This window comes from Streptomyces sp. CB01635, assembly GCF_002803065.1.
Taxonomy (GTDB): Bacteria; Actinomycetota; Actinomycetes; order Streptomycetales; family Streptomycetaceae; genus Streptomyces.
Genome location: NZ_NNBL01000002.1, coordinates 209,169 through 232,422, shown reverse-complemented (window position 1 = coordinate 232,422; position 23,254 = coordinate 209,169). Strand labels below are relative to the sequence as shown.

Annotated in this window: 20 protein-coding genes; 9 read left to right on the top strand and 11 right to left on the bottom strand. The window is 71.7% G+C overall.

Annotated features, from left to right (window positions below; translation table 11 throughout):
• The 5 genes from CG723_RS05080 to CG723_RS05060 all read right to left on the bottom strand — a co-directional run bounded on the left by CG723_RS05080 (window position 1) and on the right by CG723_RS05060 (window position 7,687).
• Window positions 1–1,209: a CaiB/BaiF CoA transferase family protein gene (locus tag CG723_RS05080; protein WP_100592016.1), complete on the bottom strand. Its 1,209-nt coding sequence runs from the start codon at window positions 1,207–1,209 to the stop codon at window positions 1–3.
• Window positions 1,202–2,902 carry an acyl-CoA dehydrogenase family protein gene (locus CG723_RS05075; RefSeq protein WP_100592015.1) on the bottom strand — a complete coding sequence of 567 codons (1,701 nt, stop codon included), beginning with the start codon at window positions 2,900–2,902 and terminating at the stop codon, window positions 1,202–1,204. The genes CG723_RS05080 and CG723_RS05075 overlap by 8 nt, the downstream gene beginning before the upstream one ends.
• A 17-nt stretch (window positions 2,903–2,919) precedes the next feature.
• Window positions 2,920–4,260, bottom strand: a complete 1,341-nt coding sequence (locus CG723_RS05070) for an MFS transporter (protein ID WP_100592014.1) — start codon at window positions 4,258–4,260, stop codon at window positions 2,920–2,922.
• Between the two features lie 207 nt (window positions 4,261–4,467).
• Window positions 4,468–5,382, bottom strand: coding sequence for a LysR family transcriptional regulator (locus CG723_RS05065; protein WP_100592568.1), 915 nt, complete (start codon window positions 5,380–5,382; stop codon window positions 4,468–4,470).
• Window positions 5,383–5,497: 115 nt separating this feature from the next.
• Complete coding sequence (locus tag CG723_RS05060; RefSeq protein WP_100592013.1) at window positions 5,498–7,687, bottom strand: acyl-CoA dehydrogenase; 2,190 nt, start codon at window positions 7,685–7,687, stop codon at window positions 5,498–5,500.
• A gap of 222 nt (window positions 7,688–7,909) precedes the next feature.
• Between CG723_RS05060 and CG723_RS05055 the strand changes: the two genes are divergently transcribed.
• Window positions 7,910–9,667 carry an MFS transporter gene (locus CG723_RS05055; protein WP_100592012.1) on the top strand — a complete coding sequence of 586 codons (1,758 nt, stop codon included), beginning with the start codon at window positions 7,910–7,912 and terminating at the stop codon, window positions 9,665–9,667.
• Here CG723_RS05055 and pepE read toward each other — a convergent pair.
• Both pepE and CG723_RS05045 read right to left on the bottom strand, forming a co-directional pair.
• On the bottom strand, window positions 9,630–10,358 hold the full coding sequence (gene pepE / locus CG723_RS05050; RefSeq protein WP_100592011.1) for a dipeptidase PepE: 729 nt from the start codon (window positions 10,356–10,358) through the stop codon (window positions 9,630–9,632). The two genes, CG723_RS05055 and pepE, sit on opposite strands and share 38 nt — an antisense overlap.
• A 62-nt stretch (window positions 10,359–10,420) precedes the next feature.
• On the bottom strand, window positions 10,421–11,242 hold the full coding sequence (locus tag CG723_RS05045) for an IclR family transcriptional regulator (RefSeq protein ID WP_100592010.1): 822 nt from the start codon (window positions 11,240–11,242) through the stop codon (window positions 10,421–10,423).
• A gap of 128 nt (window positions 11,243–11,370) precedes the next feature.
• On the opposite strand from CG723_RS05045, the gene CG723_RS05040 reads away from it, so the two are divergent.
• The 7 genes from CG723_RS05040 (at window position 11,371) to CG723_RS05010 (ending at window position 18,980) form a co-directional block, all read left to right on the top strand.
• A complete protein-coding gene (locus CG723_RS05040) occupies window positions 11,371–12,336 on the top strand; it encodes a DUF1177 domain-containing protein (RefSeq protein ID WP_100592009.1) in 966 nt (321 codons plus the stop codon).
• On the top strand, window positions 12,333–13,703 hold the full coding sequence (locus CG723_RS05035; protein WP_100592008.1) for a cytosine permease: 1,371 nt from the start codon (window positions 12,333–12,335) through the stop codon (window positions 13,701–13,703). The genes CG723_RS05040 and CG723_RS05035 overlap by 4 nt, the downstream gene beginning before the upstream one ends.
• Complete coding sequence (locus tag CG723_RS05030; protein WP_100592007.1) at window positions 13,700–15,025, top strand: M20/M25/M40 family metallo-hydrolase; 1,326 nt, start codon at window positions 13,700–13,702, stop codon at window positions 15,023–15,025. Before CG723_RS05035 ends, CG723_RS05030 begins: the two co-directional genes overlap by 4 nt.
• A 126-nt stretch (window positions 15,026–15,151) precedes the next feature.
• A complete protein-coding gene (locus CG723_RS05025; protein WP_100592006.1) occupies window positions 15,152–15,802 on the top strand; it encodes a class I SAM-dependent methyltransferase in 651 nt (216 codons plus the stop codon).
• A gap of 24 nt (window positions 15,803–15,826) precedes the next feature.
• Entirely contained in the window at window positions 15,827–16,840 is a 1,014-nt protein-coding gene (locus CG723_RS05020; RefSeq protein ID WP_199841660.1) for an N-acetylmuramoyl-L-alanine amidase, read from the top strand.
• 146 nt (window positions 16,841–16,986) lie between these two features.
• The gene (locus CG723_RS05015) at window positions 16,987–17,856 is read left to right on the top strand and encodes a DUF5336 domain-containing protein (RefSeq protein WP_100592005.1); all 870 of its coding nucleotides are present in this window, start codon (window positions 16,987–16,989) and stop codon (window positions 17,854–17,856) included.
• A gap of 113 nt (window positions 17,857–17,969) precedes the next feature.
• Complete coding sequence (locus tag CG723_RS05010) at window positions 17,970–18,980, top strand: LLM class F420-dependent oxidoreductase (protein WP_100592566.1); 1,011 nt, start codon at window positions 17,970–17,972, stop codon at window positions 18,978–18,980.
• 28 nt (window positions 18,981–19,008) lie between these two features.
• Here CG723_RS05010 and CG723_RS05005 read toward each other — a convergent pair whose 3' ends face one another.
• The gene (locus tag CG723_RS05005) at window positions 19,009–19,584 is read right to left on the bottom strand and encodes a hypothetical protein (RefSeq protein WP_234374152.1); all 576 of its coding nucleotides are present in this window, start codon (window positions 19,582–19,584) and stop codon (window positions 19,009–19,011) included.
• 119 nt (window positions 19,585–19,703) lie between these two features.
• Between CG723_RS05005 and CG723_RS05000 the strand changes: the two genes are divergently transcribed.
• Window positions 19,704–20,000, top strand: a complete 297-nt coding sequence (locus CG723_RS05000) for a hypothetical protein (protein ID WP_100592004.1) — start codon at window positions 19,704–19,706, stop codon at window positions 19,998–20,000.
• Here CG723_RS05000 and CG723_RS04995 read toward each other — a convergent pair.
• The 3 genes from CG723_RS04995 to CG723_RS04985 are packed head-to-tail and all read right to left on the bottom strand — an operon-like array spanning window position 19,994 to window position 23,195.
• Window positions 19,994–21,079 (bottom strand): prenyltransferase/squalene oxidase repeat-containing protein, encoded by a 1,086-nt coding sequence (locus tag CG723_RS04995; RefSeq protein ID WP_100592003.1) that lies wholly within the window; start codon window positions 21,077–21,079, stop codon window positions 19,994–19,996. The genes CG723_RS05000 and CG723_RS04995 overlap by 7 nt on opposite strands.
• On the bottom strand, window positions 21,076–21,807 hold the full coding sequence (locus CG723_RS04990; protein ID WP_100592002.1) for a class I SAM-dependent methyltransferase: 732 nt from the start codon (window positions 21,805–21,807) through the stop codon (window positions 21,076–21,078). The genes CG723_RS04995 and CG723_RS04990 overlap by 4 nt, the downstream gene beginning before the upstream one ends.
• The gene (locus tag CG723_RS04985) at window positions 21,801–23,195 is read right to left on the bottom strand and encodes a glycosyltransferase family 4 protein (RefSeq protein ID WP_100592001.1); all 1,395 of its coding nucleotides are present in this window, start codon (window positions 23,193–23,195) and stop codon (window positions 21,801–21,803) included. The genes CG723_RS04990 and CG723_RS04985 overlap by 7 nt, the downstream gene beginning before the upstream one ends.
• Window positions 23,196–23,254 lie beyond the last annotated feature (59 nt).

Genomic DNA, 23,254 nt, shown 5'->3' with positions numbered 1-23,254 from the left:
TCAGGCTCCTTGAGGGTGGTCGAGCAGGCGGTCGATGGCGGACTCGTCGTAGCCGAGTTCGGTGAGTATGTCCCGGCTGTGCAGGCCGAGGGTGGGCGGGGCGGTGCGCACCGCCGGGCGCTCGCCGCGGAAGGTGACGGGGAAGGCGACCTGCTGGAGCGGGCCCACGTCCGGGTGGTCGACCTTCTGGACCATGCCGAGCGCCTCGGTCTGCGGGCAGTCGTAGACCTCGTCCAGGGTGCGGATCGGCGCGACGGGGACGCCGCGCGGCTTCAGCAGGGCACACCAGTTGGCCACGGTGTCGTCGACGAGGACGGACTCCAGCTTGGCGTTGAGGGCCGTGCGGTGCGTGACGCGGGACCGGTTGGTGGCGAAGCGCGGGTCGTCGGCCCACTCCGGGTGGCCGAGCGCCTCGCTCAGCTTGCGGAAGAGGCCGTCGCTGCCGACGGCGATCACGAAGTGCCCGTCGGACGCCGGGTAGGCCTGGTACGGGACGAGGCTCGGGTGGCCGGAGCCGAGGCGGGTGGGGCGCTCCCCGGTGGCGAAGTAGCCGGTCGCCCAGTTGATGTGCAGGGCGAGCTGGGACTCGTACAGGGAGGTCGTGACGTACTGGCCGTGGCCCGTGCGCTCGCGTTCGACGAGTGCCGCGTTGACGCCGATGAGGCCGAAGAGGGCGGCGCCGAGGTCGCCCATCGCGTAACCGGCCTTGACGGGCGGCCCGTCGGGTTCGCCGGTCAGGGACATCAGGCCGGCCGACGCCTGGGCCACCATGTCGTAGCCGGGCTCGTCGCGCAGCGGGCCCGTGTCGCCGAACGCGGAGATGTGCAGGATGACCAGCCGCGGGTAGCGCTCGCTGAGTTCGCGGTAGTCGAAGACGCGGGCGAGCGAGCTGCCGGGCCGGAAGTTCTCCACCATCACGTCCGCGTCGGCGAGCATGCGGTGGACGGCCTCCTGCCCCTCGGGGGACTTGAGGTCGAGGGTGACGGAGCGCTTGTTGCGGTTGGCGGCCAGGTAGTAGGTCGCGTCGGGGCCGTTGAAGGGCGGGCCCCAGGCGCGCGTCGGGTCGCCGCCGTCGGGGTGCTCGACCTTGATGACGTCGGCGCCGAGGTCGGCGAGGGACATGGTGACGTAGGGCCCGGCGAGGATCTTGGACAGGTCCACGACCTTCATACCGGCCAGCGGGGCGGCGGGGCGGGGCTGCTCAGGCATGTGCGGCGGGCTCCTTCACAGTGTTCTCCTTCGCCGGGGTCTTCTGTGCCGTGCTGGGCGCGACCAGTCCACCCTCGGCCAGTTCGGCCAGGTGGTCCAGTGCGGCGCGGGGCGGGGTGTCCGGGTCGTCGAGGAGCGCGGTGCAGGTGCGGGCGACGAGGAGGGCGCGGCCGTTGCCGGTGGTCTCCGTCTCGTGGGCGGCCTGGTCGTACAGGAGGGTCTCCATGACGGCGCGCGTGATCTCGTCGGCGTACCGGCCGATCCTCATCTCCTGCTCATCGGCCGGGAGTTCGAGGAGCGCGTCGCCCTTCTTGCGCAGCAGCTCCCAGCGGCCCCGCGTCTCCGCGCGGCCGCCGTACGTGTCGGCGAGGGTGCGATGGGCGCCCTGGCGGCGCATGCAGCGCAGCACGTCGAGCGCGATGACGTTCGAGGAGCCCTCCCAGATGGAGCCGAGGTGCGCGTCGCGCACGAGCCGGGGGTTGACCCAGTCCTCGATGTAGCCGTTGCCGCCGCGGATCTCCATGGCCTCGCCGGTGACGGTCCGGGCGCGCTTGCACAGGGTGTGCTTGGCGAGCGGGGTGAGGACGCGGACGAGCTCGCGGGCCGCCCCTCCTTCACCGTCGGCGGCTCCTTCGTCTGCGGCCGTCAGGCGGGCGGCCGCCTCCAGGACGAGCGCGAGCGCCCCCTCCGTGTCGATGATCATCGGCAGGAGCGTGGCCCGCATCAGGGGCTGCTCGAAGAGCGGCTTGCCGAAGACGTGGCGTACGCGGGTGTGGTCGACGGACTCGCGGACGGCGCGGCGCATCAGGGCGGTGGCGCGCATGGCGTTGGACAGTCGGGAGACGTTGAGCATCTCGGCCATCTGCCGGAATCCGTTGGTGAGTTGGCCGACGGGGGTCGCGTAGGCCTCTTCGAGGGTGACCTCGCCGCTCGCGATGGACTTCGAGCCGAGCTTGTCCTTCAGACGGTCGATGCGGATCGCGTTGCGGGTGCCGTCGGGGCGCAGCCGCGGGACGAGGAACATGCCGAGGCCGCGGGTGCCCTCGCCCTGGCCCGGGACGCGGGCGAGGGTGAGGATCACGTCGGCGCCCGGGTTGGACGCGAACCACTTCTTGCCGGTCAGCGTCCAGTGCGTGCCCTGGTCGGTGGCGACGGTCTCCGTCAGGCCGACGTCCGTGCCGCCCTGCTTCTCCGTCATGAACATCGCGCCGGTGGCCCGCAGTTCGGGGTCGGTGGAGGAGAGCGCGGCGATCTCGTCCGCGTACCGCTCGGGGTCGAACAGGCGCAGGATGCGGGCGGCCGAGTCCGTCATGGACAGCGGGCAGGCCATGCCGAACTCGGACTGCACATAGAGGTAGGACAGGGCGTACTTGACGGTGTGCGGGACCTTGGACGGCCAGCCGTGGACGCCGGGGCGGTGCGACATCGCGGCGAGCCCGAACTCCTCGTAGGCGATGGCGGCGGCGCGGTCGTGGGCCGGGTGGTACTCGATCTCGTCGACGCGTTCGCCGCCGGGCGCGTACTGGACCAGGCGGGGCGGGTTGGCGTCGGCGAGTGCGGCCTGCCGGTCGAGGTCACCGGCCGCGAGCGCGCCGAGTTCGGTCAGGAGCGGCTCGACGCGGGCCCGGTCGTCGGCGGACAGGACACGGTCGAGGAAGGGGCGCAGCGCGGGGTCGCGGTCGGCGTAGTTCATCGGGGGATCACTCCGGGTCAGGCGTGGGAGGCGGTGCGGGTGGTGACGGCGGCCGGCTCCGGCGCGGCGGCGGTACGGGCGAGCAGCGGCAGGACACCGGCGAGGGTCACGAGGGTGTAGCCGAGGCCGAGCGCGACGACGGGCCAGATGGAGCCGGTGGCGTTGAGCAGGTACTGGGAGACGATCGGCGCCGTCCCGGCGAACAGCGTCGTGCACAGCTGGTACGAGAGGGACATGCCGGTGTAGCGGACCTCGACGGGGAAGACCCGGGCGAGGATGCCGGCGAGCGCCGCGTAGTACATGGCGTGCGGGAAGGTGGCGAGGCCCATGCCGAGGACGGCCAGCCAGAAGTTGCCGGTCCCGACGAGGACGAACATCAGCGGCAGCACGACGAATTCGGGCAGCAGCATCCACAACACGGCTTTGCGTACGGGCCACTTGCTCGCGAGGACCGCGCCGAAGGGCTGCACGACGACCTGGACGACCAGCGCGAGCGAGATGACGGTCAGGAACGACGTGCGGTCGAAACCGAGGTCGGAGGTGGCCCAGGACAGGGCGAAGGTCGTCTTGACGTAGGTGATCGCGACCCCGGCCGTGCCGGCGAGCACACCGAGCAGGACCAGCATCGGCGAGCGGGTCAGGACGTCCTTGATGGGCAGCTTGGACGTCTGCTTGCGCTCCAGGGCCGCGGCCATCTCGGGGGTCTCGGCGAGCCGCAGGCGGATGAACAGGCCGACGGCGACGAGTACGGCGGAGAAGAGGAACGGGACGCGCCAGCCCCAGGACTCGAAGGCGGCGTCCGGGAGTTGGGCGATGCCGAGGAAGGCGAGCGTGGCGAGGAGGTTGCCGACCGGCGAGCCCTGCTGGGCGAACGCCCCGTACAGGAGCTTGCGCTTGGGCGGGGCGTACTCGGTGGCGACGAGGACGGCGCCGCCCCACTCGCCGCCCATCGCGACGCCCTGGATCATGCGCAGCAGCACGAGGAGGACGGGCGCGGCGGCGCCGATCTGGGCGTAGCCCGGGAGCAGGCCGACGCAGAAGGTGGCGGCGCCCATCATGGTGAGCGTGGTGACGAGGGCCTTCTTGCGGCCGTAGCGGTCGCCGAAGTGGCCGAAGATCACGCCGCCGAGCGGGCGGGCCAGGAAGCCGACCCAGAAGGTGGCGAAGGCGGCGAGGGTGCCTACGGCCGGCGAGGCCTCGGCGAAGAAGATCTTGCCGAGGACCAGAGCGGACGCGGAGCCGTAGATGTAGAAGTCGAACCACTCGATGGTGGTCCCGACGAAGGCGGTGACACCGGCGCGGCGGGCATCACGGGCCTGTGTTGCGCTGACCCCGGGGACTGGGGCGTCGTGCGACATGACGAGCGTCCTCTCGTAGCGGCGTCCCGCTGGGAGGGGACGGGCCGGAGGGGGCGGGGCCACCGAGCGGCCGGTGCCCGTCCACGCTCCACGCCCGGCGCTCATCGCTCCGTCGCGAGACGTGGATCACTCTGCACCCGCTCATTAGGATGTGTCCAAGACCAATACCGGCCTCCAGTCAGATGCCATCCGTCAAAATAATGGGGATCATCCGCGGGCGTCGGGTGCGTCCGGGGGCGTCGGCAGGACTTCCTCCGCCACGCGCAGGACCGCCTGGAGGGGCGCCGAGCGGTTTCCGGTGCGCCAGCCGAGGGCGATGGGGAGCACCGGCACGTCGTCCCCGGCCAGCGGCCGGAACACGACGTGTTCCAGATGGATGGCGCGCGCGGACGCCACGACGACGGCGAGCCCGACACCCGCGCCGACGAGGGCGAGCATGTTGTACGAGTCCGGCGCCTCCTGCGCGATCCGGGGCGCGAACCCGGCCTCGTGGCAGGCCTGCACCATGGCCTCCCGCACGGCCGAGCCGCGGGCGACGGGGAACGTCACGAAAGGCTCGTGCGCCAGCTCGGCGAAGTGGACCTCGTCCTGCCGGGCGAGCGGATGACTGTCGGGCAGCGCGAGCACGAGCCGCTCCATCCGCACGACGCGCGCCGTGATTCCGCGCCGCACCGGGAGCGCCACGAACCCCACGTCGAGGGACCCGTCCGCGATCCTTCCGAGCGCCTCGCCGGTATAGGTCTGGCCCTCCAACACCAGCTCAATACCCGGGAGTTCGGACGTGACGGCGCGGGTGAGCAGCGGCAGCGCCGAGTAGCTGCTGGCCCCGGCGAACCCGACGGTGACCCGCCCCACCTCCCCGAGGTGCGCGGCCTGCACGGTCCTGCGCACCGCCGACGCCTCGGCGAGCAGATGCCGGGCGGGCCCGAGCAGCGCGTGCCCGGCGGCGGTGAGCCGCACGGTCCGGGTGGTCCGGTCGAACAGCTTGACGCCCAGATCCCGCTCGAGCAGCTTGATCTGCTGGCTGAGCGGCGACTGCGCGATGTGCAGCCGTTCCGCTGCGCGGCCGAAGTGCAGCTCCTCGGCAACGGCGACGAATCCTGAGAGGTGACGTAGCTCCACGCAGGTGACCATACGGTGGCGCCGTTGTCGTCCGCGGGTGAGTGGGGGCTGGTCACGTCCACGCGGCGGAGCCGCAAAGTGTCACAGCCCCGCGCCCCTGACCGGGCGTCCCCGCCTAGTCTCTCGGCAATCCCAGAATCCGCTCGGCGACCACGTTCAGCTGCACCTGCGTCGTGCCGCCCGCGATCGTCAGGCAGCGCGACATCAGGAATCCGTGCAGCGCCCGCTCCCCCGCTCCCTCCCTCAGGGCGCCCTCGGGGCCGAGCAGCTCCAGGGCGAGTTCGGCAACCTTCTGCTGGTGCGGCGTCTGCACGAGTTTCCGTACGGACGCCCCCGGGCCCGGGTCCGCGCCGGCAACCTGCCGCATCGTCGTGCGCAGCCCTGTGCAGGCCAGGGCGTGCGCCTCGGTGGCGAGCGCGCCGATCCGCGCCCGGTACGCGCCGTCGAGCGTTCCGGCGCGGGCGATCAGCGCCTCAAGGCCCGTGTCGAAGGTCAACTGGTCGGCCATGTGGACCCGTTCGTTGCCGAGCGTGTTCCGGGCGACGCGCCAGCCGTCGTCCACCTGCCCCACCACGGCGTCCTCGGGGAGCAGCACGTCGTCGAAGTACACCTCGTTGAAGAGCGAGTCCCCGGTGATCTCCTTCAGGGGCCGTACGTCGATGCCGTCGGTCCGCTTCATGTCGACGACGAAGTAGGTGAGGCCCTTGTGCTTGGGGGCGTCCGGGTTGGTGCGGGCGAGCAGGATCCCGTGGTCGGCCCACTGGGCGGCGCTCGTCCACACCTTCTGCCCGTTGACGCGCCAGCGCCCGTCCTCGGTGCGCTCGGCCTTCGTCCGCAGCGAGGCCAGGTCGGAACCGGCGCCGGGTTCGGAGAACAGCTGGCACCACAGGACGTCGCCCAGGAGCGTGGGCAGGAGATAGCGGTCCCGCTGCTCCGGGGTCCCGTAGGCGAGGAGCGAGGGGACGACCCAGGTCCCGATGCCGAGGTCGCTGACGCGGACGCCCGCGGCGGCGAGTTCCTGCTGCACGGCGAGCTGCTGGACGGGGCCCGCGCCGAGGCCGTACGGCTCGGGCAGGTGCGGCGCGGCGTACCCCGTGGGCGCGAGGGCCCGGCGGGCCGCGGCCGGGTCGAGGCCGCGCATCCCCTCGACGGCCTCGCGGGCCCCCGCCCGGAACGCCTCCGCCTCCGCGGGCAGCTCCAGACGCAGCTCGCGCCGCGCCCCGCCCTCCGCGAGCCGCACCGCCCGCAGCCGGTGCGTGTCCCCCGCGCCGAGCAGCTGCCGCGCGACGACGGCCCGCCGCAGATAGAGATGAGCGTCGTGCTCCCAGGTGAACCCGATCCCGCCGAGGACCTGCACACAGTCCTTGGCACAGGAGTACGCGGCATCGAGCGCGGCCCCGGCGGCGAGCGAGACGACCAGCTCACGCGCCGCGCCGTCGTCGGCCCCCTCAGCGCCGCCCCCCGCCGCCCGCGCCGCGTCCCACACCAGCGCCCGCGCCTGCTCGACCCGGACCAGCATGTCCGCGCACAGGTGCTTGACGCCCTGGAACTGTCCGATCGGCCGCCCGAACTGCTCCCGCACCTTCGCGTACTCCGCCGCCATGTGCAGCGCCCACGCCGCGACGCCGCACGCGTCGGCCGCGAGGACGACCGAGGCCAGGTCACGCACGGTGGCCGTGTCGACGGCGAGGATCCTCACGGCCGGCACCAGGGCGCCCCGGGCGGTGATCTCCGCGGTCGGGCGCGTGGGGTCGGCGCTCTCGTGGACGCGGACGCCGATTCCGGCGGTGCCCGCGTCGACGGCGACCCATACGGTCCCGGTCGCGGACTCGGCGGCCAGGAGGAGCAGGTCGGCGTCCCCGCCGGACAGGACGGGCGGCGCCACCCCGTCGAGGACGAGTCCGTCGGACACGGTGACGGCGGTCAGCGTTCCCGTACCGAGGGCGGCGGCGCCGATGCGGTCGCCGGACGCGAGGGACGCGGCGAGGCCGGCGGCGCCCGCGTGGCGCAGGACCAGTGAGGCGGCGGCGCTGGCCGCGAACGGGCCGGGCAGCGCGGCCCGCCCCGCCTCTTCGAGGACGACCGCGAGGTCGACGAGGTCGCCGCCCCCTCCGCCGTACTCCTCGGGGAGATGGAGGCCGAGCAGCCCCTGTCCGGCGAGTCCGTCCCAGTGGGCGGGGCGGCCCGCGGGGGCGGCGGGGGCGTCGAGCAGTTTGCGCACTTCCTCGGGCGGTACGGCGCGTGCGAGCCAGCCGCGCACGGCGCCCGCCAGCTCCTCTTGCTCCTGCGTGATCGCGATGCCCATGCGGCGCACGGTAGAACACGTTCCAATCTGACGGAAGGTCAGACGCAGATTCCGCGACCCTCGGGCGTGTAATCAAAAGGTAAAGACCGTCAAGACTTCCCCTTGTACGACGCCCGTCGGAATAGTCGCCCCAGGTAACGGGTTCATCTTCCACGTACCCGCAGCGCGAAACCCGCCGCCCGCGCGACCCCTTTGACTCACTGCCTCCGGAGGCACTACGTAATGACGCAGACGACCCAACGGCCGACCGCACAACGCGGAATACGCGGAGTCGTCCCCGTACTCGCCTTCGCCGGCATCACCGTCGCGGTGATGCAGACGCTCCTCGTCCCGGTCATCAAGGACCTCCCGGTCCTGCTCGGCACCGCCCCCTCCAACGCGACCTGGGTCCTGACGTCGACCCTCCTCGCGGGCGCCGTCTCCACTCCGATCATGGGCCGCCTCGGCGACCTCTACGGCAAGCGCCGGATGCTCCTCACGAGCCTCGCGATCATGGTCGTCGGCTCGCTCGTCGCGGGCTTCACCAGCGACCTTCTCGTGATGATCGTGGGTCGTGCCCTCCAGGGCTTCGCGATGGGCGCCATCCCCCTCGGCATCGGCCTGATGCGCGACGAGCTGCCGCGCGAGAAGCTCGGGTCCGCGATGGCCCTGATGAGCTCCTCCATCGGCGTCGGCGGCGGACTCGCGCTCCCGCTGGCGGCCCTCGTGGCCCAGCACGCCGACTGGCACGCCCTCTTCTTCGGCGCGGCGGGACTCGGCGTCGTCGCGATCCTGCTCACCCTCTTCTTCGTCCCGGAGAGCTCGGTCAAGGCCGAGGGCAGCTTCGACGTCCTCGGCGCGATCGGCCTGTCCGCCGGACTCGTCCTCCTCCTGCTGCCGATCACCAAGGGCAGCGACTGGGGCTGGACCGACCCCATGACGCTCGGCCTGTTCGGCGCGGCCCTCGTCGTGCTCGTGCTGTGGGGCGTGATGGAACTGAAGCTCAAGGCCCCGCTCGTCGACCTGCGCACCACCGCGCGGCGCGAGGTGCTCCTCACCAACCTCGCCTCGATCATGGTCGGTGTCGCGTTCTACGCGATCTCGCTCGTCCTGCCGCAGCTCCTCCAGCTGCCGAAGGCCACCGGCTACGGACTCGGCCAGTCGATGGTCGTCGCGGGCCTGTGCGTGGCGCCGCTCGGCCTCACCATGATGTTCACAGCCCCCGTGTACGCCCGCCTGTCGGCGAAGTACGGCCCGAAGACCACCCTGATCCTCGGCATGCTGATCATCGCGATCGGCTACGGCGCCGGCCTCGGCCTGATGAGCGCCGCCTGGCAGACCATCGTCATCTCGGTGGTCGTGGGCGCCGGCATCGGACTCGCCTACTCCTCGCTGCCCGCCCTGATCATCGGCGCCGTCGACGCGTCCGAGACGGGTGCGGCCAACGGTCTCAACACCCTGATGCGGTCCATCGGCACCTCGGTGTCGAGCGCCGTGATCGGCATGGTCCTCGCCAACACGGCGAACCACGTCGGCGGTGCGGCCGTGCCCACCATGCACGGCTTCCGCGTCTCGTTCCTGATCGCCACCGCCGCGGTCGCCATGGGCGTCCTGCTCGCCGTCTTCCTGCCGAAGCAGCGCCAGGCGACCAAGCCGCAGCTGCGCGCCAGCAGCGAGGAGGACGCCGCGCTGGAACGCGCCGAGGAGATACTCGGCGGATTCCGCGGCCAGGTGCTCGACGCGGCGGGCCTGCCCGTCTCCCGGGCCAAGGTCACGCTCATCGACCGGCGCGGCCGCCAGGCGGGCGCCGCGCTGACCGACCACACCGGCCGTTACGCCCTGGAGGTCCCCGCCGGCGGCTCGTACGTGCTGGCCGCCACGGCCGCCGGGCACGCGCCGCGGGCCTCCGCGGCCACGCACCACGGCGAGGACCGGCCGGTCGATGTCGACCTGGCCCTTGAGCTCATCGCGCCGGAGAGTCGAACCGCGGCTCGCAGCTGAGCAGTTCGGAGACATCGGAGCCGACCGGCAGCTCCTTCGGGGACGCGTCGCGGGTGAAGAGGCGGGCAGCACGCTCGCCCTGAACCGCGGCGCGTTCGCCGTTCACCCGCAGCCAGGACCCCTCGCGCAGGCCGAGCACCGGCACGTCGTTCTCCTCCAGGAACTCGGTGAGGCGCTCCTCGCGGGTCTCGCCCTTGTGCGTGGACGCCGGGTCAGGGTCCAGGTAGTGCGGGTTGATCTGGAACGGGACGAGGCCGAGCGCCTCGAACGACGGGGGCTGCACGATCGGCATGTCGTTGCTCGTGCGGAGGCTGGGCGCCGCCATGTTCGTGCCGGCGCTCGCGCCCATGTAGGGCAGCCCACCGCCGACCGCCTCGATCAGGGCGTCGCGCAGGCCGGTGCGGTAGAGCGCGCTCAGCAGCCGGAAGGAGTTGCCGCCTCCGATGAACACGGCGTCGGCTGCGGCGAGTTCGGCCACCGGGTCGTCACCCTCGTGGACACCACGCACGCTGATCCCGGCACCGTCGAGCGCGCCGCGCACCCGGTCCGTGTACGTGTCGTGGTCCGCCAGCGCGTACGGCACGAACGCGAGACGGGCCTTCGGGGGCAGGAAGCCGGTGACGGTGTCCAGGGCGTGGGCGAGGTAACCGCGGCCGTACTGGGTGGAGTTGGAGAGCAGCAGCAGATTCAAGGGAGTGACTCCTCAGGGGCGGTTCAGGACTTCAGGACTGCAGGACTTCGGAACTTCGGGCTTCAGGACTGAGGCGCGCGCGGTTTGCGCGTGCGCTGCGGAGGGTGCGTGAGCCGCTTCTCCAGGAGGCGCGCGGCCTTGCGCAGGGCGTCGAGCCGGCCCTCGGGCCCGTCCGTGAAACGCTCCTTGGCGCCGCCGAGGCTGAGGCTGCCGTAGGGCTCGCGGCCCAGGAAGACCGGCACGGCGACCGTCGCGATCCCGGCGTCGTACTCACCGACCGTCCAGGCGTACCCCTGGGCGCGCACCTGCACCAGCTCCCGCTCCAGCTCGTCCGGGTCGGTCACCGTGCGGTCGGTGAAGCGGGCCATGGGGCGGCCACGGAAGAGCCGGTGGCGCTGCTCGTCGGGCAGGAACGCGTAGAACGACTTGGCCGTGGCTCCGGCGTGCGCCGGGTACAGCTCGCCGACCAGCGGGTAGTAGCGCAGCGGCCCGGACTCGCCCTCGACGGCCGCGACGCAGCGCATGTGGAAGCTGTCCGGCAGACAGAACAGGACGGTGTCGCCGGTCACCCGGCCCAGCTCCTCCAGGACGGGCGCGGCGAGCAGTTCGAGCGAGCCCGAGCGCTCCCAGAGCCGGCCGAGCCGGAGCACGGCGGGCCCGATGCGGTAGCGACGGGTGGCCGGGTCGGAGACCAGGAAACCGCGGCCCGCGAGTGTCGAGAGCAGCCGCTGGGCGACCGAGGTGTCCCACCCGAACTCGGCCGCCACCTCGGTCACGCCCCAGTCGGGCCGCGTCCGCTCGAAGGCGAGCAGCACCAGCAGGGCGCGGTCGACGGTCTGCAGCGCACCCGCGGGCGTCTTGCGGTCCAACGGGATCTCACTCATCGCATCTCACCATTCAGACCTGAATTGCAGATAACGGGAAACAGTTGCCGACAACGCTAACCGATCCCGAATCTGCTGTCAGCACCACCCGACCTGGAGTGCGTGTCGGGAGCGAGAGAGGCCGCCCAATGCTGAAGTACGTCCTTGACATCGTCGAACTCCTCGACGATCCGAACGCCGACGGCAAACGCGCCGTGGAGTACCTCGACTCGGTCGCGGGCCCCGAGGGCTCCGGCGCCGAGGTCACCACCGTCACCGGCGAGCGCGGCTCGACCGACTTCCTGCTGGTACGCATCCCGGGCAGCACGGGACGTACGAGCGGCGGCCCGTCCCGCACGCTCGGCGTGGTCGGCCGCCTCGGCGGCGTCGGCGCCCGGCCCGAGATGACGGGTCTGGTCTCCGACGCGGACGGCGCCGCCGCCGCGCTCGCCACGGCGGCCAAGCTGCTCGACATGCGCCGCAAGGGCGACGTGCTGCCGGGCGACGTCATCGTCGCCACGCACATCTGCCCGGACGCGCCCACCGCGCCGCACGACCCGGTCCCCTTCATGGACTCCCCGGTCGACATCGCCACGATGAACCGGCACGAGGTCACCGGCGAGATGGAGGCCGTGCTCTCCATCGACACCACCAAGGGCAACCGGATCATCAACCACAAGGGCCTTGCCCTGTCCCCCACCGTCAAGGAGGGGTGGGTCCTGCGGGTCAGCGAGGCGCTCGGCGAGCTGCTCGCGGTCGTCACAGGTGAGCCCTTGGTCACATACCCGGTGACCACGCAGGACATCACGCCGTACGGTAACGGTGCACATCACATCAATTCGATCCTCCAGCCGGCCACGGCGACCCCCGCTCCGGTCGTCGGCCTCGCGGTCACCTCGGCCGCCGCGGTCCCCGGCTGCCAGACCGGCGCGAGCCATGAGACCGACATCGCCGGTGCCGCGCGCTTCGCCGTCGAGACGGCCAAGGCGTACGGGGGCGGCCGCCTCGACTTCCACGACGAGGCCGAGTTCGACAACCTCGTGAGCCGCTACGGCTCCCTGTCCCACCTTCAGACCCTCGGCCATGAGAGCCGTGAGCCCCGGGAGTCCTCATGACCGCCACAGACACCGAGACCAAGCGGCTCGGCAGCGACGACTACTCGCTGACCCGCGTCCCGCGCGACCAACGCCTCGGCTTCTGGACGATGCTGCTCCAGTGGCTCGCCCAGTCGGGCTCCATCTCGCAGTTCACGCTGGGCGCCACCATCGGCGTCGGCATGACGTTCGGGAACGCGTTCCTCGCCTTCACGCTCGGCGCGGTCATCCTCGAAGTGGTGATCTTCGCGATCGGCCTGGCCGGCATGCGCGAGGGACTCGCGACCCCGATGCTCACCCGCTGGATCGGCTTCGGCCGCAACGGCTCCGCGCTGGTCAGCTTCGTCATCGCGGTCAGCCTCGTCGGCTGGTTCGGCGTGCAGAACACGATCTTCGGCAACAGCGTGTCCGCGCTCGTCGGCGGACCGTCGTGGGTGTGGTGCGTCGCCGCGGGCCTCGCCATCACGGTCCTGGTCATCTTCGGCTTCCGCTACATGGCGCTCTTCGCGAAGATCGTCACCCCGCTGTTCTTCGCCCTGGTCGCCTGGTCGGTCACGAACGCCCTGATGGACCACTCCGTCGGCGACCTGATCAGCTCGCCGGCGCCGGGTCAGACGATCCCGCTCGCCGTCGCGGCCACCGCCATCGCGGGCGGCTACATGACCGGCGCGATCGTCTCCCCGGAGATGACCCGCTACAACCGCAAGGGCTCGCACGTCTTCCTGCAGAGCGCCTCGTCGATGATCCTCTCCGAGTACATCGTCGGCCTCACCGGCGTGCTGCTCGGCCACCTGGTGAAGTCCAGCGAGGTGTCGCACATCGTGCTCTCCACCTCGGGCGCCTTCGGTGTGATCGTGGTCCTGATGTCCACCGCGAAGATCAACGACTGGAACCTGTACGGCTCCTCGCTCGGCGTCGTCAACTTCTTCCAGGTCGTCTTCGGCAAGCGCCTGCACCGTGGCGCCGTCACCGTCGCGCTCGGCCTCGCGGGCACCCTGCTCTCGGCCGTCGGCATCATGACCCACTTCACCGAGTTCCTGTCCGTGCTCGGCGTCGCCATCCCGCCCATCGGCGGCATCATCGTGGCCGAGTACTGGGTCGTACGGCGCATGCGCAAGCCGCTCGACGAGACCCGCGAGGCCGGGACGCTGCCCGCGTCCTCTCCGACCTGGGTGCCCATGTCGATCGTGATCTGGATCGCCGCGTTCTGCGTCGGCAAGTACGTGACGGTCGGCATCCCGGCGCTCAACTCGCTGGCCACCGCCTTCGTCCTGTACGCCGTCCTCGGCCTCCTCGGCCTCGTGCGGCCGTACGGCACCTCCGCCCTGGACGACGAGGACACCACCGTCCCCGCCGCCCCCGAAGCGACCCCCGTGGGAGCGGCATGAACACCCCCAGCGCCCTGACCCCCGCATCCGAAGAGGCCCAGGCCGAGGTCGTCGGGCTGTGCGCGGAGCTGATCCGCTTCGACACGTCCAACCCGACGAGCGACGAGCGCGCCTGCGCCGACTGGGTCGTGGACCGCCTCGCCGAGGCCGGCATCGACTCGACGCTCGTCGAGAGCGCGCCGGGCCGGGCGAACGTCATCGCCCGTATCCCCGGCGCGGACAGCACCCGCGGCGCCCTCCTCGTGCACGGCCACCTCGACGTCGTGCCCGCCGACGCCGCCGAGTGGCAGGTGCCGCCCTTCTCCGGCGAGATCCGCGACGGCTACCTGTGGGGCCGCGGCGCGATCGACATGAAGGACACGGTGGCCGTCATGCTGGCCACCGCCCGCCACTTCGCCCGCACCGGCACCCGCCCCTCGCGGGAGATCGTCCTCGCGTTCCTCGCCGACGAGGAGGCGGGCGGCAAGTTCGGCGCGCACTGGCTCGTCGAGCACCACCCGGAGCTCTTCGCGGGCGTCACCGAGGCGATCGGCGAGGGCGGCGGCTTCTCGTACGCGCTCGACGACACCCAGCGCCTCTACCCCATCGAGAACGCCCAGCGCGGCATGGCCTGGATGGAGCTCACGGCCACAGGCCGGGCCGGCCACGGCTCGTCCCCCAACGACGAGAACGCGGTCACCGACCTCTCCGAGTCCCTCACCCGCATCGGCCGCCACACGTTCCCGATCCGCCTCATCGAGCCCGTACGGGCGCTGCTGACCAAGGCAGCCGAACTCAAGGGCGTGAAGATCGACTTCGAGGCCGACGACCTCGACGCCGAACTCGCCGAGCTGGGACCGGTCGCCGACTTCATGCAGGTGGTGCTCCGCAACTCCGCGAACCCCACCATGTTCACGGCCGGCTACCAGACCAACGTCATCCCCGGTAAGGCCACCGCCCGCGTCGACGGCCGCTTCCTGCCCGGCCACGAGCAGGAACTCGTGGACACCATCGACGAGTTGCTCCTGCCGTCCGTGCGGCGCGAGTGGGTCAACCACGACATCGCCATGGAGACGACGTTCGACGGCCCGCTCGTCGACGCCATGTGCGAGGCCGTGCGCGCCGAGGACCCCGACGGCCACCCGGTCCCGTACTGCAACCCGGGCGGCACCGACGCCAAGGCCTTCACCAAACTGGACATCCGCTGCTTCGGCTTCAAGGGCCTCAAGCTGCCGCACGACCTGGACTACGGCCGCCTCTTCCACGGCGTCGACGAGCGCGTCCCGCTGGAGGGCCTGCGGTTCGGCGTCCGCGTCATGACGCGCCTCTGGCAGAGCTGCTGACCCGCAGCTCAGCCCCCTCGATCGCCCCTGACCCGGGCTCACCCCCCGTACGCCCCCGCCGCAGCCGGCGACGGGGGCGTACGGCAACATGAGCGGACCTCACCCACGCCTACGACAGGGGACCCCATGAGCGCGGCGCCCAAGCCGGAGATCCTCGTCGCCTTCGAGGCCGCCAAGGGGTTCATGCCTCTCGGCGAAGGGCTGGCGCTCTACGCGGCCGCTACCGAGGCCGCCGCGCTGGGCCTGCCGCTCCTGGAGGTCGGCACATACTGCGGGCGCTCCACGATCCTGCTCGCCGACGCGGCCCGCCAGGCCGGCGTGAGCGCGCTCACCGTGGACCACCACCGCGGCAGCGAGGAGCAGCAGCCGGGCTGGGACTACCACGACCCGGAGACCGTGGACCCGGTCGTCGGCCGCATGGACACCCTCCCCACGTTCCGGCGCACGCTGCACGCGGCCGGCCTGGAGGACCACGTCGTGGCCCTGGTGGGCCGCTCCCCGCAGGTCGCCGCCGTCTGGGGCGGCAAGCTCGGCCTCGTCTTCATCGACGGCGGCCACACCGACGAGCACGCCACAGCCGACTACGAGGGCTGGGCCCCGCACGTCGCCGAGGGCGGCCTGCTCCTCATCCACGACGTGTTCCCGGTCAAGATCGACGAGTGGACGGGCCAGGCCCCGTACCGCATCTACCTCCGGGCCCTGGAATCCGGCGCGTTCACAGAGGTCTCGGCGACGGAATCCCTGCGCGTCCTGCGCCGAACGGGCACCGGGATCTGAAGAAGGACCGTTAGGCTCACCCACGTGTCATACGTAGGTCCGGACAGTGACGGTTTCTTCGACGGCGACGGGGACGGCCCCCGGCGGCCGCGCCGGTTCAGCGGCGGTCCGCTGACGGTGGCGCTCGCCGCGCTCGTGCCCACGGCTCTCGCCGGGTGGCTGATCTGGCAGGTGGCGGGCGGCCCGGGCGAGAACGAGCCCGCGAAGACCCTGCCCGCCGCGAGCCGGTCGTCGTCGGCGGGCACGGACACCACGTCCCCCTCCCCGTCGAAGTCCGACGACGGCAAGAAGGGCGACGGGTCGCCCAGCGCCACCCCCTCGAAGTCGAAGCCGCCCGCCCCCTCCTCGAAGCCCGCCGGATCCGGCCCCCTCAAGGGCAAGGTCGTCGTCATCGACCCGGGTCACAATCCGGGCAACTTCCAGCACGCCACGGAGATCAACCGGCTCGTCGACATCGGGACGAACCGCAAGGAATGCGACACGACCGGCACCTCCACCAACGCCGGTTACACCGAGGCCCAGTTCACCCTCGACGTCTCGCGCCGGCTGCGCACCCTGCTCCAACAGCAGGGCGCCACCGTCGAGTTGACCCAGAACGGCGACCGCTCCTGGGGCCCGTGCGTGGACGAGCGCGCCCGGATCGGCAACAAGGCGCATGCGGACGCGGTGATCTCCGTGCACGCCGACGGTTCCGCCGCGGGCAACCGCGGCTTCCATGTGATCCTTCCCGCATCCGTGAACTCCGGTTCCGCGAACACCACGGCGATCGCGAGCCCCTCGCGCGATCTCGGCGAACGCGTCGCGGGCAACTTCCTGCGCGCCACGGGCTCGGCCCCCTCCAACTACATCGGCGGCGGCACCGGCCTCGACGTGCGCAAGGACCTGGGAGGCCTCAACCTCTCGACCGTGCCGAAGGTGTTCATCGAGTGCGGCAACATGCGCGACGCGAAGGACGCGGCCCTGTTGACGAGCGGCGCGTGGCGGCAGAAGGCGGCGCAGGGGATGTCTGACGGAATCGTGAGTTTCCTGCGCGGGTAGTTCTCACCCTGCGGATCTCGGCAGACACCCCCGCCGCGCGGACGATAGTGTCTCCCTACGATGTGGGGCCACCCCCGCGCTTCGCACGGCACATCAGCGACAGCGACGCCTCCGCCGACGACCGGACGACTGACGAAGGACCTGAAGTGAATATCCGCTCCCTCACTCGAGGCGACGGCGTGGTGATCGGAGCAGCGGTGTTGCTGTTCATCGCCTCGTTCCTCGATATCTATTCGATCGACGGGAACTCCAGCAACGAAAGCCTCCCGAACGCCTGGGAGAGCGCGCCGCTCCTGTTCAGCGTCTTCCTCGCGGGCGTCATCGCCGCGGTGCTGATCGTCGTCGCCCGGGGGCTGCCCAGCGTGCCGAAGGTCGCCGGTCTCGACCTCGGCCAGTTCGGCATCGCGCTCGCCGTCTTCGCGGCATGGAGCGCGCTGGGGAACATCTTCGACCCGGCGGGTGGCTGGAACAACATCGGCACGTTCCCGGACGACGCGTTCGGTGCCGGTACGGGCGCCATCCTCGGCCTGATCGCCGCTCTCGTGCTCGCCGGTGCCGCTGTCGCGACGCCGCTCGTGCCCGCGCTGAAGGGTGCCCTCGTCGGCGCCCCGCGTCCGCAGGCCCCGCAGCCGTACGGCGCACAGCCTGCCGGTGCCTACGGCTACCCGGGTGCCCAGCAGCCGGGCCAGCCCTACGGCGCCCAGCCGGGCCAGCCGGGTCAGCCGGGTCAGCCGGGTCAGCCGGGTCAGCCCTACGGTGCCGCCCAGCCGCAGCAGCAGGCGGCGCCCGCGCCGCAGGCCGCGCAGGCCCCGGCCGGCGACTTCTCGCCGTTCTGGTTCGCGGTGCCGGTGCCGCGTCCGCTGTACGCCGAGGACGGCTCCCCGACGCCGATCGCCGAGCTGGCGCCCGGCACGTGGTACCTGGCCGTCGAGCAGCGCGGCCCCGGCCTGGTGGCCCAGACGCAGGACGGCCGTCGCGGCGTCCTCCAGGACACGACCGGGATCCAGCGCGGCTGACGTCGCCCCGACTTCCGCGTCACGGCCCCTCACCCGTCTTCCGGGTGGGGGGCCGTTGTCGTACAGTCGCCCCGGAACCACGAACTGACAGTGCGTCAGAAATGGGAGCGGCCATGCGACTCGGACTCGCGCTCGGTTACTGGGGCCGCGGTCCCGACCCGCGCCACCTCGAACTCGCCCAGGAGGCCGAGCGGTTGGGCTACGACTCGGTGTGGACCGCCGAGTCCTGGGGCAGCGACGCGTTCACGCCGCTGACGTGGATCGCGGCGCACACCTCGCGTATCCGCCTGGGCACGGCGATCGCGCAGATGGCGGCCCGCTCCCCCACGACGACGGCGATGCACGCGCTCACCCTCGACCATCTGTCCGGCGGCCGCATGATGCTGGGGCTCGGCCTGTCGGGGCCGCAGGTGGTGGAGGGCTGGTACGGGCGGCCGTTCCCGAGGTCCCCGCTCACGGCGACCCGCGAGTACGTGGACGTGGTGCGGCAGGTCCTGCGGCGCGAGGGCCCGGTCGAGGTGGACGGACGCTTTCATGCGCACCCCTATCGCGGCGAGGACGCCACCGGCCTCGGCAAGCCGCTGAAGCCGATCACGCATCCCCTGCGCGCCGATCTGCCGATCCTGCTCGGCGCCGAGGGCCCGAAGAACATCGCGCAGACGACCCGTATCGCGGACGGCTGGCTCCCGCTGTACTGGTCGCCGACGCGCACGGACGCGTACGAGGCGTCCCTCACGGACCTCCCCGAGGACTTCGTGATCGCGCCGATGGCCCGCGTCACGGTCTGCGACGACGTCGCGGAGGGGCTGCTGCCGGTGAAGGCGATGCTGGGCTTCTACATCGGCGGCATGGGCCACGCCAAGCGCAACTTCCACGCGGACCTGATGGCGCGCATGGGGTACGCGGACGAGGCCCGCCGGGTCCAGGAGCTCTTCCTCGCGGGACGGCGCGAGGAAGCCGTGCTGGCCGTGCCGGACGCCTTCGCCGACGAGATCTCGCTGGTCGGCCCGCGTGGGCGCATCGCCGAACGTCTTGAGCTGTGGCGCAAGGGCCCGGTCACCGACCTGCTGGTCCTGGCCCCGGACCCGCACACACTGCGGGTCCTGGCAGAGCTCAACTCGTAGCCTTGCAAGTCCGGTTGGGGAGTCGGCGCTACGAGCCCGAGGACAGCTCCTTCGCCGACGGCACCTTGTCCTTCACCTCGGCGCCCGCGCTCTTGCCCGCGTCCTTCACCGAGTTGATGACATCGTCGAAGGAGTTGACGGCGGCGCCGTCGCCCTTGCGCAGCTTGGACGGCAGGTCCTTCAGCTTGTCGATGCCCGCCGTGAGCGGCGCGACGGCCTTGGAGAGCAGCGGGTCGCCCTTCGCGTTCTTCACGGCCGCCTTCAGCCTGTTGTACGCGAACGCGCCCGCGACACCCGCCTTGACGAGGGCGAGCTTCCGCCCGTGGGCGCCCTTCTTGAACTTGCCCTTGCGGTACGGCTTCACGATCCACTGGTAGGTCGCGCCGGCCGCGAGCCCCGCGTTGGCGACGAAGCGCGTCTTGGCGAACTTCTGCTTCTCGGCGGAGCTGCTGGCGGTCGGTTCCGCCACATCCGCGGCCACGGTGGCCGACTCCTTGGCCTTCTTCGTGTCGTTGCTGCTGCACGCCGTCCCGCCCACGAGGAGCGCGGAGCTGACGGTGAGCGCCACGACGGCGCGGCGTATGGGCAGGGTGGAACCGGTCACGACAAACCTCCAGGGCACGGTGCTGCTGCTCCCTGGCAGCGTCCCCCGGGCCCCATGGCCGTGCCACTCGGGCGAGCCCGTACGGGTTTCACCCGCCGCAGAGCGGTAACCAGTGCTTCATGTCTCCCAGCCAAGCAACGCGAGGCACCAACCAAGCCGCGACGATCGTGATGGTCGTCGCAGACATCCTGGCCGCGATCCTCGGCCTGTGGATCCTGATGTACCTGCTGGACGCCAACCGCGGCAACGACCTGGTGCAGTTCATCCACGACGCGGCCCTGTGGCTAGCCGGCTGGTCGCACGACCTGTTCACGTTCGACGACGCATGGGCGCGGGTGGTCGCGGGCTACGGCCTGGCGGCGCTGGTGTACCTGTTCGTCGGGCACTTCGTCGCCGGCCGGCTGCGCCGCTACTGAGCGGGGCTTCCCTCACAGCAGTCGGGTTCGAAGCCCGCCGGGAGGCGGCCGCCGAACACCGAGCAGGTGGCCTCGTCGCCGCCGAGCGCGGCGACGGCGAGCAGCACCGAACCGGCTGTCCACGCGGTCAGTTCCAACGGCCAGACCGCCCGGTCGTCGAAGACGTAGCCGGTCCAGTACAGGCCCGACTCCGGGTCGCGCAGGTGCTGGATCGACTGGAGGATCTCCAGAGCGCGGTCGGACTCGCCCACCGCCCACAGGGCGAGGGCGAGTTCGGCGCTCTCACCGCCGGTGACCCACGGGTTGGGGACGACGCAGCGCACGCCGAGCCCGGGGACGACGAAGCGGTCCCAGGACTCCTGGATGCGCTCCTCCGCCTCGGTGCCGGTGAGGGCGCCGCCGAGGACGGGGTAGTACCAGTCCATCGAGTAGCGGTTCTTGTCGAGGAACCGCTCGGGGTGGCGGCGGATCGCGTGCCGCAGGCTGCCGGCCGCCAACTCCCAGTCGGGCTGCGGCTCTTCGCGCTCTTCGGCGATGGCGAGGGCGCACCGCAGCGCGTGATGCACGGACGAACTGCCGGTCAGAAGCGCCTCGTTGACGGGTGTCCCGTCCGGCTCGCGCTTCCAGCCGATCTGCCCGCCGGGCTGCTGGAGCCGCAGGACGAACTCCATGGCCGCGTACACGGTGGGCCAGATGCGGTCGAGGAAGGCGTCGTCGCCGGTGGAGAGGTAGTGGTGCCAGGCGCCCACGGCGACGTAGGCGACGAAGTTCGTCTCGCGGCCGTGGTCGGTGATGTCACCGGCGTCGCCGTCGGCGTAGGCCGCGTACCAGGAACCGTCCTCGTTCTGGTGGCGGGCGAGCCAGTCGTAGGCGCGCTCGGCGGCGTCGTGCTCGCCGGCCGCGTCGAGGGCCATGGCGGCCTCGGTGTGGTCCCACGGGTCGAGGTGGTGGCCGCGGAACCACGGTATGGCGCCGTCCTCGCGCTGCACGGCGAGAAGCCCGCGGACGGTCGCGGCGGCCTGCTCGGCGGTCAGTACGCCGGGCAGGACGAGGTGTTCGGTCTTCTCCGGGCTCGTCACGCCTCGGCCTTGGGCAGGTGCGGCTTGGTGGCGTACGCGACGAAGCTCTTGCCGACGACCGGGTTGAGGAGCCGCTCGGTCACCCGGGTGAGCGCCGGCTTCTTCATGATGTCCCAGACCAGGAGCTTGTGGTACGCCCGCACGGGCAGCGCCTTGTCGTTGTCGACACCGAACGCGCACTTCAGCCACCAGTACGGCGAGTGCAGGGCGTGCGCGTGGTGGGTGCCGTACGGCTTGAGGCCCGCCTCGCGCATCTTGGCGAGGAGTTCGTCCGCCTTGTAGATGCGGATGTGGCCGCCCTCGACCTCGTGGTAGGCGTCGCTGAGGGTCCAGCAGACCTTCTCGGGGCCGTAGCGGGGCACGGTCACGGCGATGCGGCCGCCCGGCTTGAGGACGCGGACCATCTCGGCGAGCACGCCCTTGTCGTCGGGGATGTGCTCCATCACCTCGGAGATGATGACGACGTCGAACGAGGCGTCCGGGAAGGGGAGGTTGAGGGCGTCGCCCTCCATGGCGGTGGCCGTGGCGCCGGCGAGGGCCTCACCGGCCTCCTTCATCGCTGCGAACCACTTGGCGACCTCGCGGATCTCCTCGCCGTTCTGGTCGAGGGCGACCACCTGGGCCCCGCGCCGGTAGCACTCGAACGCGTGCCGCCCGGCTCCGCAGCCGAGGTCGAGGACGCGGTCGCCTGCGGCGAGCGGGAAGCGGGTGAAGTCGACGGTCAGCACGTGGCCCTGCTTTCGCGGTCGGATCCTGCACGTTCGAGAGGGGTGGTGGCCGCGGCGCCGGTGGTCCGGCCGGCCGAGCGGGCGATGGACTCGCGGTAGAGCTCGGCGGTGCCGAGCGCCGCGCGGGCCCAGGTGAAGTTCCCGAGGACGCGTTCGCGTCCGGCGGCGCCGAGCCGCGCCCGCAGCCGCGGGTCGTCCAGGAGTCTGCCGAGCGCGGCGGCCAGCGCGCCCGCGTCGCCGGTGGGCACCGCGAGGCAGGTCTCCCCGTCGGGCCCGGCGACCTCGGGAATCGCTCCGCCGGTGGTGGCGACCAGGGGGGTGCCGGTGGCCATGGCCTCCGCCGCGGGCAGCGAGAAGCCCTCGTACAGGGAGGGCACGCAGGCGACCTCCGCCGACCGTACGAGGTCGACGAGTTCGGCGTCGGTGATGCCCTTGACGAAGGACACGGCGCCTTCGAGGCCGTACTTCTCGATGGCCGCGGCGACGGGCCCGTCCTCGGCGCGCTTGCCGACGACGACGAGGTGGGCGGCCGGGTTCTCGGTGCGGACCTTGGCGAGCGCCTCGATGAGGAAGACGAGTCCCTTGAGGGGGACGTCGGCGCTGGACGTCGTCACGATGCGGCCCGGCACCTCGGCGACCGAAGGGTCGGGCGAGAACAGGTCGGTGTCGGCGCCGATGTGCACGACGCGGATCCGGTCCTGGCGCACGCCGAGGTGGTCGACGATCTCCTGGCGCGAGGTCCCGGAGACGGTGAGCACGGACGGCAGGCGGCGGGCGACGCGCTTCTGCATCCGCGTGAACGCGTACCAGCGCCGTACGGAGGCGCGCCGCTTCCAGTCGGGCGCGGCGTCGATCTCCAGCTGCCGGTCGACGGTGATGGGGTGGTGAATCGTGGTGACGAGGGGCGCGCCGAGGGCGGCGGGCCCGCCCAACAGGCCGTAGCCCAGCGTCTGGTTGTCGTGCACGATGTCGAACTCGCCGCGCCGCGCCCGCAGATGGCGCCGGGCGCGCAGGGAGAACGTGAGGGGTTCGGGGAAGCCGCCGATCCACATGGTGCCGACCTCGAGCGCGTCCACCCAGTCGCGGTACTCGTCGCGCTTGGGGGTGCGGAACGGGTCGGGGCTGCGGTACAGGTCGAGGCTGGGCAGCTCGGTGAGCCGGAGCCCCGACAGGTCCTCGCCGTCGTCGAGCACGGGGTACGGCTGGGAGCCGATGACCTCGACCTGGTGCCCGAGCCGGGCGAGTTCGCGGGACAGATGGCGTACGTAGACGCCCTGCCCGCCGCAGAACGGGTTCCCCTTGTACGTAAGGAGAGCAATGCGCAACGGACGGTCACCGTCGGCGGAGGAGCGGGCCCTGGGGCCCGCCTCCATGGCCTCAGCGGTCACTCGTGGCCCCCTTCTCGCGGCACGTTCACGCGAGACTACGCGTGGGCGGTAATCTAGAA

Coding starts and splice junctions, on each gene's coding strand:
- CG723_RS05080 (WP_100592016.1), bottom strand. CDS start 1,209: ATGCCTGAGCAGCCCCGCCCCGCCGCCCCGCTGGCCGGTATGAAGGTC.
- CG723_RS05040 (WP_100592009.1), top strand. CDS start 11,371: ATGCTGAAGTACGTCCTTGACATCGTCGAACTCCTCGACGATCCGAAC.
- CG723_RS05010 (WP_100592566.1), top strand. CDS start 17,970: ATGCGACTCGGACTCGCGCTCGGTTACTGGGGCCGCGGTCCCGACCCG.
- CG723_RS05000 (WP_100592004.1), top strand. CDS start 19,704: ATGTCTCCCAGCCAAGCAACGCGAGGCACCAACCAAGCCGCGACGATC.
- CG723_RS05030 (WP_100592007.1), top strand. CDS start 13,700: ATGAACACCCCCAGCGCCCTGACCCCCGCATCCGAAGAGGCCCAGGCC.
- CG723_RS05075 (WP_100592015.1), bottom strand. CDS start 2,902: ATGAACTACGCCGACCGCGACCCCGCGCTGCGCCCCTTCCTCGACCGT.
- CG723_RS05035 (WP_100592008.1), top strand. CDS start 12,333: ATGACCGCCACAGACACCGAGACCAAGCGGCTCGGCAGCGACGACTAC.
- CG723_RS05055 (WP_100592012.1), top strand. CDS start 7,910: ATGACGCAGACGACCCAACGGCCGACCGCACAACGCGGAATACGCGGA.
- CG723_RS05070 (WP_100592014.1), bottom strand. CDS start 4,260: ATGTCGCACGACGCCCCAGTCCCCGGGGTCAGCGCAACACAGGCCCGT.
- CG723_RS05045 (WP_100592010.1), bottom strand. CDS start 11,242: ATGAGTGAGATCCCGTTGGACCGCAAGACGCCCGCGGGTGCGCTGCAG.
- CG723_RS05060 (WP_100592013.1), bottom strand. CDS start 7,687: ATGGGCATCGCGATCACGCAGGAGCAAGAGGAGCTGGCGGGCGCCGTG.
- CG723_RS05025 (WP_100592006.1), top strand. CDS start 15,152: ATGAGCGCGGCGCCCAAGCCGGAGATCCTCGTCGCCTTCGAGGCCGCC.